General features: G+C 43.2%; 11 protein-coding genes and 1 riboswitch. Of the genes, 9 read left to right on the forward strand and 2 right to left on the reverse strand.

Going from position 1 to position 15,532, the window contains the following annotated elements:
• Window positions 1-99: 99 nt before the first annotated feature.
• The gene (locus CEQ21_RS03850; RefSeq protein ID WP_185763331.1) at window positions 100-885 is read right to left on the reverse strand and encodes a TrmB family transcriptional regulator; all 786 of its coding nucleotides are present in this window, start codon (window positions 883-885) and stop codon (window positions 100-102) included.
• A 115-nt stretch (window positions 886-1,000) separates the two neighbouring features.
• Here CEQ21_RS03850 and CEQ21_RS03855 point away from each other — a divergent pair, with 115 nt between their 5' ends.
• The 3 genes from CEQ21_RS03855 to CEQ21_RS03865 all read left to right on the forward strand — a co-directional run bounded on the left by CEQ21_RS03855 (window position 1,001) and on the right by CEQ21_RS03865 (window position 7,387).
• Entirely contained in the window at window positions 1,001-1,765 is a 765-nt protein-coding gene (locus tag CEQ21_RS03855; protein ID WP_185763332.1) for a TSUP family transporter, read from the forward strand.
• Window positions 1,766-2,073: 308 nt separating this feature from the next.
• Window positions 2,074-6,903, forward strand: a complete 4,830-nt coding sequence (locus tag CEQ21_RS03860; RefSeq protein ID WP_185763333.1) for an NTTRR-F1 domain — start codon at window positions 2,074-2,076, stop codon at window positions 6,901-6,903.
• A gap of 175 nt (window positions 6,904-7,078) precedes the next feature.
• Window positions 7,079-7,387, forward strand: a complete 309-nt coding sequence (locus CEQ21_RS03865) for a hypothetical protein (RefSeq protein ID WP_185763334.1) — start codon at window positions 7,079-7,081, stop codon at window positions 7,385-7,387.
• Window positions 7,388-7,461: 74 nt separating this feature from the next.
• Here the strand turns inward: CEQ21_RS03865 and CEQ21_RS03870 are convergent, their stop codons facing one another.
• On the reverse strand, window positions 7,462-8,661 hold the full coding sequence (locus CEQ21_RS03870; RefSeq protein WP_185763335.1) for an MFS transporter: 1,200 nt from the start codon (window positions 8,659-8,661) through the stop codon (window positions 7,462-7,464).
• A gap of 65 nt (window positions 8,662-8,726) precedes the next feature.
• Window positions 8,727-8,826, reverse strand: a riboswitch (purine riboswitch).
• Window positions 8,827-9,098: 272 nt separating this feature from the next.
• On the opposite strand from CEQ21_RS03870, the gene CEQ21_RS27360 reads away from it, so the two are divergent.
• The 6 genes from CEQ21_RS27360 (at window position 9,099) to CEQ21_RS03895 (ending at window position 15,296) form a co-directional block, all read left to right on the forward strand.
• Entirely contained in the window at window positions 9,099-9,590 is a 492-nt protein-coding gene (locus CEQ21_RS27360) for a CBO0543 family protein (RefSeq protein ID WP_185763336.1), read from the forward strand.
• Window positions 9,587-10,054: a CBO0543 family protein gene (locus CEQ21_RS27365; RefSeq protein WP_328593454.1), complete on the forward strand. Its 468-nt coding sequence runs from the start codon at window positions 9,587-9,589 to the stop codon at window positions 10,052-10,054. The genes CEQ21_RS27360 and CEQ21_RS27365 overlap by 4 nt, the downstream gene beginning before the upstream one ends.
• Window positions 10,055-10,202: 148 nt before the next feature.
• Window positions 10,203-11,420, forward strand: coding sequence for a diguanylate cyclase domain-containing protein (locus CEQ21_RS03880; RefSeq protein WP_185763337.1), 1,218 nt, complete (start codon window positions 10,203-10,205; stop codon window positions 11,418-11,420).
• A gap of 72 nt (window positions 11,421-11,492) precedes the next feature.
• Entirely contained in the window at window positions 11,493-11,906 is a 414-nt protein-coding gene (locus tag CEQ21_RS03885; protein WP_328593455.1) for a GNAT family N-acetyltransferase, read from the forward strand.
• A 286-nt stretch (window positions 11,907-12,192) separates the two neighbouring features.
• Window positions 12,193-13,446, forward strand: coding sequence for an ATP-binding protein (locus CEQ21_RS03890; protein WP_185763338.1), 1,254 nt, complete (start codon window positions 12,193-12,195; stop codon window positions 13,444-13,446).
• Window positions 13,447-13,737: 291 nt separating this feature from the next.
• A protein-coding gene (locus CEQ21_RS03895; protein ID WP_235907155.1) for an IS3 family transposase occupies window positions 13,738-15,296 on the forward strand; the annotation gives its coding sequence in 2 pieces (ribosomal slippage) (window positions 13,738-14,389 and window positions 14,389-15,296; 1,560 coding nt in all).
• The last annotated feature ends 236 nt before the right edge of the window (window positions 15,297-15,532 follow it).

Below are 15,532 nucleotides of genomic sequence, written 5' to 3' on the forward strand. Positions count from 1 at the left end.
TCCTAATGTGCACTGTTGATTTGTAAGCTTTTATGGGTAGTCTCCATATTATAAGGACTATTTACAGTTAATTGTAAACTATTTTGCATATAAACTTAGTTATTTTTTTGTAAAAAATGCTTGGCGTTCATTTGTTATCCATTTTTCTAAATCATCTGAACTGCGCCGCACAAGCCGATTAACTAATACATCATGCCACACATAATCCTCTAACAGGTAAATATGAACAGGATCATCTGTATAAAAGGCAATACTCCGCTCCTCAAAGGATGGACCGTAAAGCATCTCTTTTGAATCGATGGAAATAATGAACCAATGCTCCGTTGACGAAGTCTCTGTAAAAGGTGTAATTCGGTGGCTCTCTAAATTATTTACCGGATTGTCTACATGAATGGTGATTCCTTTTAAGGACACTTTATCGGAAACCTCCGCAAGATCATCCTGCAGCTCACTATATAAATCATCCCAGATGGAAATAATAATCTGCTTTTCGGCTTTTTTTATCAATGTTTTACAATAGCTAATAATTGTTTGATAGTCCTTTAATGTTATTACCCGATTATCTGGTTCATTAGCAGATGTTTCAAGCTCCTTTAATGAATCGTTTAAAAACTCATACGTATTATCCCAATCTGATTGTGCTTTTTGAAGAAAAATTTCCACAGGGAGTGGGGAATACCTTGCAGCATCATTTATTTCTTCCTTTAAGACAATCCCCTTATCGACAAGCGTATTCAAAACATCATAAATTCTAGCTCTTGGAATGCCTGAATCCTTGCTGACTTGATAGGCCGTAGCTGGTCCTAATTTCACAAGCGCAACATATGATTTAGCTTCATATTCATTAAAGCCTAGTTTTTTGAGCTGTTGTACAATATCGCTCACAGTTTCTTTCCTCCAATTATCCATTTACTCTAGTTTTAACGATACAATAACTATTTACATTTATCAAACGTTTAGTTACTATTTAGATAGTGACTAGTAAAGGAAGTGTTGAAATTTGTTTGATATTGACCCATCGTTATTAATTATTTTAATTGTTTTTGGATTTTTAGCTGCATTTATTGATTCCGTAGTTGGCGGAGGGGGACTGATTGCTTTACCTGCTTTGTTATTTACAGGAATGAATCCAGCTGCAGCTGTTGCTACAAATAAATTAGCTTCAACTATCGGTTCTTTAACTAGTACATATATGTTCTATCGTTCTGGTAAACTCGACTTAAAATCTGTATATAAATTATTTCCGCTTACCTTTATTGGCTCCATGCTCGGGGCTTGGTGTGTTCACTTAATGGATCCTCAAATGCTGAAACCATTAATGCTTGTCATGCTTGCAGCAGTAGCGATTTATACTATCTTTAAGAAGGATTGGGGCAGTATTTCATCGCCAAAAAGCTTATCCCCTCGCCACTATATCATGTTTTTAGCTGCCATTTTCGCCATTGGGTTTTATGATGGATTTCTTGGACCAGGTACAGGATCGTTTTTAATTTTTGCTTTTTTATTAATCGGCTTTGATTTTTTAAAGGCAGCAGGAAATGCAAAATTCTTAAACTTCGGCAGTAATATTGCTGGTTTATTAATGTTTATGTTCCTTGGCCAAGTAAACTATACATATGGATTAATAATGGGAGTTGCTCAACTGGCTGGTGCGATTTGTGGTTCAAGATTTGCTATAAAAAAAGGAAGCAGCTTTGTACGAGTATTGTTTATTGCAGTTACCTGTTTATTATTAGTTAAAAATATTTATGATTATATCCAATAAAATGTTAATGTTGTTCAATTAATGCTCTCATGCCATTTTATATTACATATTTCTGAGATTAAGGCTGCCATAAGGTTGCCTTTTTTCTTTTTGAATAGTTGTTGAAACAAACATATAGGTTCAAGGTTTGTAACCATCACCTATATATTTATGGTTCAAGATAGTAGATTGCTCTATTAATAGAAAAAATAGTTAAATCAATCAAAAAATAAAATAGGTGTCTTATAAAGGATACGAGCTTATTCAGTATTTTCGATTTTCCATAGTATGTAAAGATATTAAATCTTTGTATAGGAAAGGAGAGAAAAATGAGTTTACTGAATTTAATTAGTAATGGTGGTTTTGAGACAGGAAATTTGAATGGCTGGATATCATCTGCTAATGCAACGACGACAAATCAATATTCGAATTCAGGTATATACTCAGCATTACTTCCACAAGGAACGGAAACCTCTTATATTGGTCAGTTTGTTCCTGCTAGTACAGGTGATGCACTTGATTTGAATTTATCCTTAGCACGACCAGGTTCACTTCCTGCACCTGCAGTGTTAATTCAAGTTTTCTTCTTTAATGCAAGCTTTCAGCAGCTAGGGACAGGCTTATCAACGTTTATTCCAGCAAGCAGGCTTCCAAATGCTCAAAATAGCACATGGCAATCCATCAATTTAACAACGACTGTAGCACCTTCGGGAACAACTCAAGCATATTTGCTTATTAACTTAATACCTTTACAGGGTGGTTCTGCTGTTTTAGTTGATGATGTGTCGCTGTTGACTGCTATTGGGATTGTTGGTCCAACTGGGCCAGCGGGTCCAACGGGAGCAACAGGCCCAGCGGGAGTAGCGGGTCCAACGGGAGCAACAGGTCCAGCAGGAGTGGCAGGTCCAACGGGAGCGACAGGTCCAGCAGGAGTGGCAGGCCCAACGGGAGCAACAGGTCCAGCCGGAGCAGCAGGCCCAACGGGAGCAACAGGTCCAGCCGGAGCAGCAGGTCCAACGGGAGCAACAGGTCCAGCGGGAGTAGCGGGTCCAACCGGAGCAACAGGTCCAGCGGGAGTAGCGGGTCCAACCGGAGCAACAGGCCCAGCGGGCGTGGCCGGTCCAACGGGAGCAACAGGCCCAGCGGGAGTAGCCGGTCCAACGGGAGCAACAGGCCCAGCGGGAGCAGTGGGGGCAACCGGAGCGACAGGTCCAGCGGGAGTAGCAGGTCCAACAGGAGCAACAGGTCCAGCGGGAGTAGCGGGTCCAACCGGAGCAACAGGTCCAGCGGGAGTAGCGGGTCCAACGGGAGCAACAGGCCCAGCGGGCGTGGCCGGTCCAACGGGAGCAACAGGCCCAGCGGGAGTAGCCGGTCCAACGGGAGCAACAGGCCCAGCGGGAGCAGTGGGGGCAACCGGAGCGACAGGTCCAGCGGGAGTAGCAGGTCCAACAGGAGCAACAGGTCCAGCGGGAGTAGCGGGTCCAACGGGAGCAACAGGCCCAGCGGGAGTAGCCGGTCCAACGGGAGCAACAGGCCCAGCGGGAGCAGTGGGGGCAACCGGAGCGACAGGTCCAGCGGGAGTAGCAGGTCCAACAGGAGCAACAGGTCCAGCGGGAGTAGCAGGTCCGACAGGAGCAACGGGAGCAACAGGCCCAGCAGGAGCAGCGGGTCCAACGGGGGCAACAGGCCCAGCAGGAGTGGCAGGTCCAACGGGAGCAACAGGCCCAGCCGGAGCAGCGGGTCCAACGGGAGCGACAGGTCCAGCGGGAGTAGCGGGTCCGACTGGAGCAACAGGTCCAGCGGGAGTAGCGGGTTCAACGGGAGCGACAGGTCCAGCAGGAGTAGCCGGCCCAACGGGAGCAACAGGTCCAGCGGGAGTAGCGGGTCCAACGGGAGCGACAGGTCCAGCAGGAGTAGCCGGCCCAACGGGAGCAACAGGCCCAGCAGGAGTGGCAGGCCCAACGGGAGCAACAGGTCCAGCAGGAGTAGCCGGCCCAACGGGAGCGACAGGTCCAGTAGGAGTGACAGGCCCAACGGGAGCAACAGGCCCAGCGGGAGTAGCGGGTCCGACTGGAGCAACCGGAGCAACAGGTCCAGCGGGAGTAGCCGGTCCAACGGGAGCAACCGGTCCAGCCGGAGTAGCCGGCCCAACGGGAGCAACAGGCTCAGCCGGAGTAGCGGGTCCGACAGGAGCAACGGGAGCAACAGGCCCAGCAGGAGTGGCAGGCCCAACGGGAGCGACAGGTCCAGCAGGAGTAGCTGGCCCAACGGGAGCAACAGGCCCAGCAGGAGTGGCAGGCCCAACGGGAGCAACAGGTCCAGCGGGAGTGGCAGGTCCAACCGGAGCGACAGGTCCAGCGGGAGTAGCCGGCCCAACGGGAGCGACAGGTCCAGCAGGAGCAGTCGGAGCAACGGGAGCGACAGGTCCAGCAGGAGCAGCGGGTCCAACGGGAGCAACAGGCCCAGCGGGAGTAGCGGGTCCGACTGGAGCAACAGGTCCAGCGGGAGTAGCGGGTCCAACGGGAGCAACAGGTCCAGCGGGAGCAACGGGTCCGACTGGAGCGACAGGTCCAGCGGGAGTAGCGGGTCCAACGGGAGCGACAGGTCCAGCAGGAGTGGCAGGCCCAACCGGAGCGACAGGTCCAGCGGGAGTAGCCGGCCCAACAGGAGCAACAGGTCCAGCCGGAGCAACAGGAGCAACCGGAGCAGCAGGTCCAACGGGAGCGACAGGTCCAGCCGGAGCAGCAGGTCCAACGGGGGCAACAGGCCCAGCAGGAGTAGCCGGCCCAACGGGAGCAACAGGCCCAGCAGGAGTAGCCGGCCCAACGGGAGCAACGGGAGCAACAGGCCCAGCCGGAGCAGCGGGTCCAACGGGAGCGACAGGTCCAGCCGGAGTAGCCGGCCCAACGGGAGCAACAGGCCCAGCAGGAGTGGCAGGCCCAACGGGAGCAACAGGTCCAGCCGGAGCAGCAGGTCCAACGGGAGCAACAGGCCCAGCCGGAGTAGCGGGTCCGACAGGTCCAACAGGAGCAACAGGTCCAGCGGGAGTAGCCGGTCCAACGGGAGCGACAGGTCCAGCGGGAGTAGCCGGTCCAACGGGAGCAGTGGGGGCAACCGGAGCGACAGGTCCAGCGGGCGTGGCCGGTCCAACGGGAGCAACAGGCCCAGCGGGAGTAGCCGGTCCAACGGGAGCAACAGGCCCAGCGGGAGCAGTGGGGGCAACCGGAGCGACAGGTCCAGCGGGAGTAGCAGGTCCAACAGGAGCAACAGGTCCAGCGGGAGTAGCGGGTCCAACCGGAGCAACAGGTCCAGCGGGAGTAGCGGGTCCAACGGGAGCAACAGGCCCAGCGGGCGTGGCCGGTCCAACGGGAGCAACAGGCCCAGCGGGAGTAGCCGGTCCAACGGGAGCAACAGGCCCAGCGGGAGCAGTGGGGGCAACCGGAGCGACAGGTCCAGCGGGAGTAGCAGGTCCAACAGGAGCAACAGGTCCAGCGGGAGTAGCGGGTCCAACGGGAGCAACAGGCCCAGCGGGAGTAGCCGGTCCAACGGGAGCAACAGGCCCAGCGGGAGCAGTGGGGGCAACCGGAGCGACAGGTCCAGCGGGAGTAGCAGGTCCAACAGGAGCAACAGGTCCAGCGGGAGTAGCAGGTCCGACAGGAGCAACGGGAGCAACAGGCCCAGCAGGAGCAGCGGGTCCAACGGGGGCAACAGGCCCAGCAGGAGTGGCAGGTCCAACGGGAGCGACAGGCCCAGCGGGAGTAGCGGGTCCAACAGGAGCAACAGGTCCAGCGGGAGTAGCGGGTCCAACGGGAGCAACAGGCCCAGCAGGAGCAGCGGGTCCAACGGGAGCGACAGGCCCAGCAGGAGCAGCGGGTCCAACGGGAGCGACAGGTCCAGCAGGAGTGGCAGGCCCAACGGGAGCAACAGGTCCAGCGGGAGTGGCAGGCCCAACGGGAGCAACAGGTCCAGCGGGAGCAACAGGTCCAACGGGAGCAACAGGCCCAGCGGGAGTAGCGGGTCCGACTGGAGCAACAGGTCCAGCGGGAGTAGCGGGTCCAACGGGAGCGACAGGTCCAGCGGGAGTAGCGGGTCCAACGGGAGCGACAGGTCCAGTGGGAGTAGCCGGTCCAACGGGAGCAACAGGCCCAGCGGGAGTAGCCGGTCCAACGGGAGCGACAGGTCCAGCGGGAGTAGCGGGTCAGACTGGAGCAACCGGAGCAACAGGTCCAGCAGGAGCAGTCGGAGCAACGGGAGCGACAGGTCCAGCAGGAGCAGCGGGTCCAACGGGAGCAACAGGCCCAGCAGGAGTGGCAGGCCCAACGGGAGCGACAGGTCCAGCGGGAGTAGCAGGTCCAACCGGAGCGACAGGTCCAGCAGGAGTAGCGGGAGCAACGGGAGCAACAGGTCCAGCGGGAGTGGCAGGCCCAACGGGAGCAACGGGAGCAACAGGTCCAGCAGGAGTGGCAGGTCCAACGGGAGCAACAGGCCCAGCGGGAGTAGCGGGTCAGACTGGAGCAACCGGAGCAACAGGTCCAGCGGGAGTAGCGGGTCCAACGGGAGCAACAGGTCCAGCGGGAGTAGCGGGTCCAACGGGAGCAACAGGTCCAGCGGGAGTAGCGGGTCCAACCGGAGCGACAGGTCCAGCAGGAGTGGCAGGCCCAACGGGAGCAACAGGTCCAGCAGGAGTGGCAGGCCCAACGGGAGCAACAGGCCCAACAGGAGCAACAGGTGCGAGTGGTTTACCATCCGTAACTGCTATCTCTTTCGATCAACCAACAACTACGGCGCCTGTCACAATAGGAACAGAAACGACATTAAATACAGTAACTCTTTCTGTGACTGGGAATAATAGGATTAAGATTGATACTTCTCAACAGCTGGCATTTGTTATTGGGTTGAATTTGTCTTACAATATTAGCTTTAACATTCTTATCCGAAGAAATGGAACATTGATTGCGCAGCAGACTGTTACTAGGTCTGGAGCTGCAGGTATTCTTGGTGCTACGGAGAGATTTAATGCCTCTTTCTCTTATGTAGATAGTCCTCCTGTGGCAGGATCAACCACTTATACAGTAAGTATTTTAACGACGACTACAACTTCTGTTACAGCTGTAACGTCGGAAACTAGATGGACTAACATTACCCGTTTCATCCAATAACTATTTTAAAGAGGAATAGGGAAATCCTATTCCTCTTTTTATTTGAGTATTCAAGCAATGCAGACTCATACTGGTCATTCTCCACATCAAATTACATATTATGTATTTTTGCTTTTACCAAAATACTGCATATTGTACGAGATAGATAGAATAAATATGGGGAGAGGTGATGTAGATGCTCAATATTATTGAGGATACAGTGCGTTTCCCTGAGGCTTTAGAAAAAGGGAGGACCATTACTAGAACGTATAAAACCTATCCCTATCGTGTTTATCAAGCAACCAGTGTTATAAGCGGCATTGATTATGGATTTTCTGACGAGGAAGGCATGTTTTTTAGGAGTACCATTGACACAAAGACGCAAATTGTCAGTCCATATGAAGTGAAGGTAAGTGTAACGTTTGGATTTCGTTCGAGGGAATTTGACAAAAGAACAGATGCAACTATAAAATATTCTCTGTTTATGCAGTTTATCAATTACTGAAGATAGTAGCGATCAATGTACTTTAAATTATAAAAAAAAAGTAAAACACTGGGTATTTTACTTGTTTTTCATTCTTAATTTGTTGTTTCTTTACGATGGGCAGTTGTATGCACTGTCGGATAAGCTCTATTTACCGTTTTTCTTGTTAGTGAAAAGAGTGCACATAATAGAGAGACGATAACGATAATGCCCCCAAACCATGCTGTTTGGGAAACAGTTCCGGTTTGTGTTAACACAAAACCGCCAAATCCAGAGCCAATAGAAATTCCTATTTGTAATGCGGAATTATTAAAGCTTTGCTGAATATCAGACGTAGCCGGGTCTGTTTCAATTAAATAGCTTTGCTGAGGCGGTGCAAGACTCCAGCTTAAAGCTGCCCATATCATCATGACAGGTATGAAAACGATTAATGAAAATGTACTAAATGGTACTAAAAATAACACAACCGCAAACGCACTGATTACGGCGATAATGCTTTTAGGTGCTCCGAATCTATCAGAAAGAATACCTCCAAATGCTCCGCCGCTTACCGCTGCTATTCCAAACAATAAATAACAAAGGCTGATCCAATTGGCATTAAGATGAAGCTCTGTTTCTATAAACGGAGTGAAATAGGCATAAAGTGTATAATGTCCTGCTAGCATAAACATGGTAGCGAGATGGGCACTGCCTATTTTGAAACTAGCAACTGCTTTAAGCTGCTGTGTAAGTGGTACAGTGTTTTCACCAGGAATCTTTTCTAAAAAGACAGATATAAGGATAAAGGAACCTACTGATAATATAGCAATACCAAGGAATATGATGCGCCAGCCAAAATTATTGGCAATTAATATTCCAAGTGGTACACCCATGACAAGTGATGAACTAATACCCATATAGATAAGTCCTAATGCTTTTGCTCTATGTTCTGGAGATACAACCTTCGCCGCAATTATTAATGATAAAACAACAATAAGAGCTGTACTCATCGCAGTAATGATCCTTGCAATCATCATAAAGGTGAAGTTAGGACTAATATACGTCAAAATATTTCCAAGAAAAAATACTAATAATGAAGCAAGATATAATTTTTTTCGTTCAATTTTACTTGTTAATACAAGTAACACTGGCCCTGAGATAGCATAGATAAGTGCAAATATTGATATTAGTTGGCCGGCAGAGCTTATGGATATATGAAAATCATCAGCGATAGTTGGCAGTATACCACCTAAAATTAACTCAACTAAACCGACAGCAACAGTTGATATTGCGAGGATAATAACTTTTAAATTCATATTTACGTCCTTTCTTTAATAGATATAATGAATTTTTTAAAACAAAAAATCCTGATTACAAAAAATGAATTAAGTTCATTTTCTGTAATCAGGATTTTAAGGTTCCTGGTAGAGACCCTCAAGCCATATTCTTGAGGTTATACAGGTAATATTATTTGGGTATAAGAAGTACCTTAGTTAGTCTACTAGGTTTCGTGCGGATTTTCAAGTCTCATTTTTTGGCATTGCTAATTTTAATGGAGAATTGGTAACTAAGGGATGGAAAAATAGTAAGTAATAATACACTATTCAAACTAGAAAAAAACATTTTCCTGTTTTTTTGTGTGAAAGTAATTAATGAATGTTAAATTTAGCTAGAAAAAATTCACATGGGAGAATATATAATCTCAATGTCTTCATACTAAAAAATAAAAGAATTAGTATGGTGATATATATATATGAATTTTGAAAGATGGTTTCTTATTTGCTTTACAATATTATGTATTATTTCGTTGTATGTATTTGTGCCTAAGGATAAAAAGCGAGATGCATGGGTGTTATTTTTATTTCTTCAGCTTATCACTTGGCCGGCAGGACTGTTTACGGTTGAAAAGGGTTGGATTGAGTATCCTATACAGCTGCTTCCACAAACTAACGCATATAATAAAACTAGCTTTTCCTTTGAATTTTTCTTTTTTCCTGTCGTAGCCATATTTTTTAGCCTATATTTTCCGCGAAGGAAGAATTGGATGATTATAATATTATATTACGTAGGTATAGCTGGTTTTTTTACTATGCTAGAAGGGGTTTTAGAAAGGTATACGGCATTGGTTAATTATAAGGAATGGACGTGGTATTGGTCCTTTATAACAGTTGTTATTTCACTTGTCATAAATGACAGTTGTTATAAATGGTTTAAAAAAGGATTAACAACAGGTACAAGTGAATGATAAATACATTAATCCTTATTATCTCTTGGTTATTGTCCATAAGTTTATTATGGGTGTTTACACCCAGAAAACAATTGAGATATTATGTGATCACTTTCTTATTTTCCTCAACAGTTGCTTGGGCATTTGAATACATACAAGTTTCCTTTGGACTTATAGAATTTCCATATAGAGAGTTTGAGAAGGCTTCGAAAATGAGCTTTTCGCTTCATTATGCAATCTATCCTACATTTTGTGTCTTCTATATTTTATATTTTCCAGTCAGCCAAGGAAAAGTTAAGAAGTTTTTACATACCTGCCTTTTTAATTTACTATTAGCCTTATATACTTTCCTGTTAAATAAATATAGTTCGTTAATTGAATTTAAACATTGGAACTTTTTCTATAGTATTGGCATTAACTTTATCCTATTATATACCATAAAAAGGTTTGCTTTTTGGTTTAAAAAAGGATTAAACGAATAAACCTAGAGCCTTGAACACTAGGTTTATTGGTTATGAAAAAAACTATAAATTTCCTTTGCGTTCTTTTGGAGACAGGAAATATAATAAAAGGATGTAATAAGTACAAACGTGCTTTAAAAGCACAATGTCGTTAAGGGTGGATAATTGAATGGTTTTGCAAAAAAATATATTGGAACAACCTGGTGTATTTCAAAGTTTTTATAAAAATCATCCTGATGGCATAGTATTTTTGGATGAAAATGGACGAATTATGGAAGTTAATGATTCAGCTTTGAATATGTTCGGTTACACAAGGGAAGAGCTGCTTGCGGATTTGGATCAGCTGCTGAATTGGTCAAGCCTGATTTCTGCTGACATTGGTGTTTTTAGAAGAGAAATGGCGATACCTCATAAAAAAGGAAATCTTCTTTATGTTAAATTGACTTGTATGCCACTTATAGACAATGAAAAAGAATGTGGAACAATAATTACTTTTGAAAATATTACTCAGTACTATAAACATCGCAAGGGTATTCTAAATATCCACGAAATGTTTACACTCATTTCTGAGAAATCTCAAAATATTATATCAGCTTTTACAAATGATGGGGTATTTACGTATATTTCGCCGACAGTGAAAGCACTTCTTGGCTATACGCAAGAAGAAGTCATAGGACAACCACAAGTGATTTTTAATCATCCTGATGATTATAAGAGACTTAAGGATGTTCAGAACACCTATTTTATTGATCAAGATACGGTGCGATTTACAGGGCGAATTCTCCATAAAAATGGCGAATATCGCTGGTATGAAACAACAGTAGAAATGATTCGTGATGAGTCTGGCGAAATTGTGGAAAAAATATGTGTTGGCCGGGACGTAACAGATCGAATAGAAGCAGAGAAGACCATTTCACACTTAGCTTATCATGATGCTGTTACAGACTTGCCGAACCGCCGCTTATTTAAAAAGGAAGTGGAGCATCTTCTACAGGAAAATAATTATCAAGTTCACTGTTTGCTGTTACTCGATTTAGATGGATTTAAGCATGTGAATGATAACTTTGGACATGAAATGGGTGATCTGCTGCTAATTGAAGTTGGCAAAAGACTGACAGATGCGGTTGGAGAAGCAGGTTTAGTTGCTCGTTGGGGCGGTGATGAGTTTACCATCATTTGTGGAAATGTAAAAAACAAGAAAAATGTTCACTGTTTAATAGAAAAGATAGAGGCTGAGATTGCAAAGCCCATTTTAATTGCAGGAAATCAACTTATTATTGGTGTCAGCATTGGCTTCGCCTTGTCCAAAGAATATGGCAGCACGATGGAGGAGCTTGTGAAAACAGCAGATGCTGACATGTATCGAATGAAAAATGGACGGAAATAGAAAACGAAATTAGGGCTGTCGCAGAATGGATAACATGATGCAACAGCCTAATTCTTATTTAGAGGAGAAACTATGAATATAACGATAACAAATATACATAAAGAAGAAGCTTGGGAAATTAGACATAAAGTGATGTGGCCAGATAAAGAAATTGATTTTATTAAGCTGGATAACGATGAATCAGGAATCCATTATGGATTATATAAGGATAACCAAATCGTTTCTGTTCTTTCCTTGTTTGTAACCAATAATGAAGGGCAATTTCGGAAGTTTGCTACTCTTAGCGAAGAACAGGGAAATGGATTTGGAAGTTTACTATTAAACTATGTAATGAAGGAAGGGATAAACCTAGGTTTAAAAAGGATATGGTGCAATGCTAGAGAACAAAAGGTCGGTTTTTATCAGAAGTTTGGCATGCGCGCAACCGGTGAAGGCTTTATGAAAGCAGGAAAAGCATACGTAATTATGGAAATGACCCTCATATAAAGAGTATCTCGACTCCCTTTATAAAGGATATAGTTAACTATAAATATGTGAAACAAATATATATTTGATAAAAAAATCGCCTACCTTGCCGAAAATATATAAAAGGGAGCAGCAACGTGCTGACTATAATATAGATTAAATTAAACTATTAAATTAGCGAGAATTCGACGTAATATGATAAATTTAGAGTATAATTGTGGAATGATTTCCATCTTTTATAGCAAAAGTAAAATTACTACTCGTGCGATAGCCAAAAATATAGTTTAAATTAGGAAAGGTAGCGAAAATGAGTATAGTAAAAGATTTTTTATTGCAAATGACTCTTATGGTTTTACCCATTTTCATATACTTTACAATCATAACAGAAAGGGTCAAACGTGATCGAAATAAAACCATTCTGATGACTGTTTTATGGGGAATTTCCATTCTGTTATGCATGTCCTTTCCGCTGAATTTTGGACATGATGCCAGATTAGATATTCGCATTATTCCATTATTGTTTGGAGCATTATACTGCGGTTTTGGCCCAGGTGTGTTGCTAGCAGCATTGATTATCCTTTATCGGCTTAATTTTGGGGGCATTAGTATTGGGTTTTACAATACCGTGCTTGTTTTGGCAGTTACGTTACCTGTTATATTGTATTATCAAAAATTATTCATACGCTCTCGAAAATATAAAAGGGTCTTGATTGCCGTTTGCCTTTCCTTCTACTATTGTTTTGTTGGACTATCTCTATTAGCTGTACTAAAAGGATTTTCCTTAGATGCATTAAAGGTGCAAGTTATTCACCTGATTTTTGTAGTTGGGGTCACTTGGTTTTTTGTGATGCTGTATGAAACAATCCGAGAAATTCAGCAGCTTCGTTTAGATATACAAAATGCAGAGAAATTGCGTGTTATAAGTGAATTGACGAGTGTTTTTGCACATGAAATCAGAAACCCAATGCAAGTCACACGCGGATTTTTGCAACTCCTCGACGATCCTGAGTTTTCAGAAAGTAAGAAGCAGTATATCAAAATATCTATTGAAGAGTTAGATCGGGCGAATGATATTATTAATGATTTTTTAGCATTTGGAAAACCTTCTATAGATAACAGTGTGAAAATTAATGTTGGACAGCAATTGGAACAGGTAGTAAATATCCTCGAAAACTTTGCTTTAAACTATAATGTACAGATAAAAAAGGATATTCTTGATAATTGTTATATACAAGCAAATCCGCAAAAACTAAATCAATCACTAATAAATATTTTAAAAAATGCAGTTGAGTCTATGCCGAATGGTGGAACTGTTTTTGTTGGTTGTTCAACTACAGAGGATGGCAATATTAAGATTATTATTAAGGACGAAGGTATCGGCATGACAAGAAAGCAAATAGATAGTCTTGGCTCACCATTTTATTCCTTGAAGGAAAAAGGAACTGGATTAGGAATGATGGTGAGCTATCAATTAATCCATTCGTTTAAAGGGAAGATCAAAGTGAACAGCGAGCAAAATATAGGAACAGAATTTACGATTCTATTCCCACAATTACCTTGATATTTAAGAAGTTTCTTTCTAAACACGAATAATAAGAATACATCCAAATTTGAAAAATGAAGCTTGTGACTAAATAGAATATAGAGTTAAAATTAGTTCGTTTCATTGTGCGCTCGTTCTCGCGCTTTCCGCGGGCTCTAAAGCGTCCTCCGCTCCATTCCACTAAGATTACTTATTATAAAATTAACACTATAAACACAAAAACCGAACCTATTAGTCAACAGTGATAAGCTCCCCTATAGGTAGACAGGTTAAAAAATAAAATCTGGATACTATGGGGGAGTATTTTTTATGTCTCGAAAGTTTTACTCTGCAGAAGAAAAATATGAAATAGTGAAGGCGTTTGATGAATCACTTTCTTCACTTAAAGTGGCATCCATTTATAAAGTACATCATGCCACCGTTTTGGAATGGAAATATAAGTTTGATACCTTTGGCTTAGAAGGATTAAAGGAGTCTTCCGCATGGAAAAAATATTCGGAAGAACTAAAGTTATCCGCCATAAAAGAGTATTTGTCCGGTGGTTCTTCGATTCGTGAGGTTTCTAGAATGTATGAAATATCCCATCCCTCTGTCCTCAGAAGTTGGATTAGGAAGTATAATAGTCATAGTGAATTAAAAGATGCGTCACAAGAAAGGACGGGCTCTATGACTAACGAAAGCAAACTAACTTGGGAAGAACGATTACATATTGTACTTGATTGCTTGGGGAACGGAAAAAATTATCAAGAAGCAGCGGATACGTATCAAGTTTCTTATCAACAAGTTTATCACTGGGTAAAGAAGTATGAAGATGGCGGAGAAGAAGCGTTGAAAGATAGACGTGGTAAAAGGAAAGAGGAATCAAAGCTAACTCCAGAAGAAAAATTCAAGCTTCAAATGAAAAAGCTAGAAAGAGAAAATGAACGGTTACGTGCGGAGAATTTGTATTTAAAAAAGTTGGAGGAGATAGAAAGGAGGAGAAAATAAAGCCTATCCGATTCGAGGATAAATATATCGCTATCCAGGAGCTTCACAGGGAAGAAAACATAAGTATTTCTTTACTTTGTGAAATAGTCAAAATAGCACGATCCGCCTATTATAAATGGCTGAATCGTCTCCCTACTTCCCAGGATTTACTGAATGAAAAAATCATAAAAGAAATGAAGATTCTTCATGAAAAAGTGGATAGCACCTTCGGTTATCGTCAAATGACGCTTCACATGAATAGACAGTTTAAAGAGAAACTTAATCATAAAAGAATCTATCGACTAATGAAAGTGGCGGGCTTACGCTCGATTATCCGCACCAAGAAGAAACGTTATAAACACTTTACTCCTAAACAGGTGGCGGAAAATAGACTAAATCGAGAATTTACTGCGGAAAAACCAAATGAAAAATGGGTTACAGATGTAACGGAATTTAAGTATGGCCAATCAAGGAAGGCTTATTTAAGTGCGATTCGTGACCTTTATGATGGCTCCATTGTAAGTTTTGTTATAGGACATTCCAATAATAATAGACTTGTATTTAAGACGCTAGACCAAGCAACTGCACTATTATTAGAGGAGGAACATCCACTTATCCATAGTGATCGTGGGTATCAATATACCTCCAAAGGATTTAAGCAAAGGATAGATGCGGCGAAAATGACGCAGAGTATGTCAAGAGTTGGTCGGTGTATTGATAATGGACCGATGGAATCTTTTTGGGGAACACTGAAATGTGAGAAGTATTATATACATAAATATAAGACATTTGAGGAACTTGAACATGCGATAGAGGAGTATATTCATTTTTATAATTATGAAAGATATCAAAAACGATTAAACGGCTTAAGCCCTATGGAATATAGAGCTCAAGCTGTTTAAATCTTTTTTATTATTTCAACTGTCTACTTGACAGGGGGCATTTCACAGATGATTAATAGGTTCGGTTTTTACGCAGAATCACGTACTTTTGTCCCAGCCTCTTTTTTTGTGAAGAAGCAACAAACTTTATTATCCATTCCAGAAGTAACTGTTTATTAGACAGAGTGTAAAACAGTACAATTTCCAACATAATTTCAGTTAGCCACTCATAATTATCTTGTAACCGTTTTCATAAA

Source organism: Niallia circulans (assembly GCF_007273535.1).
Classification (GTDB): domain Bacteria; phylum Bacillota; class Bacilli; order Bacillales; family Cytobacillaceae; genus Niallia; species Niallia circulans_B.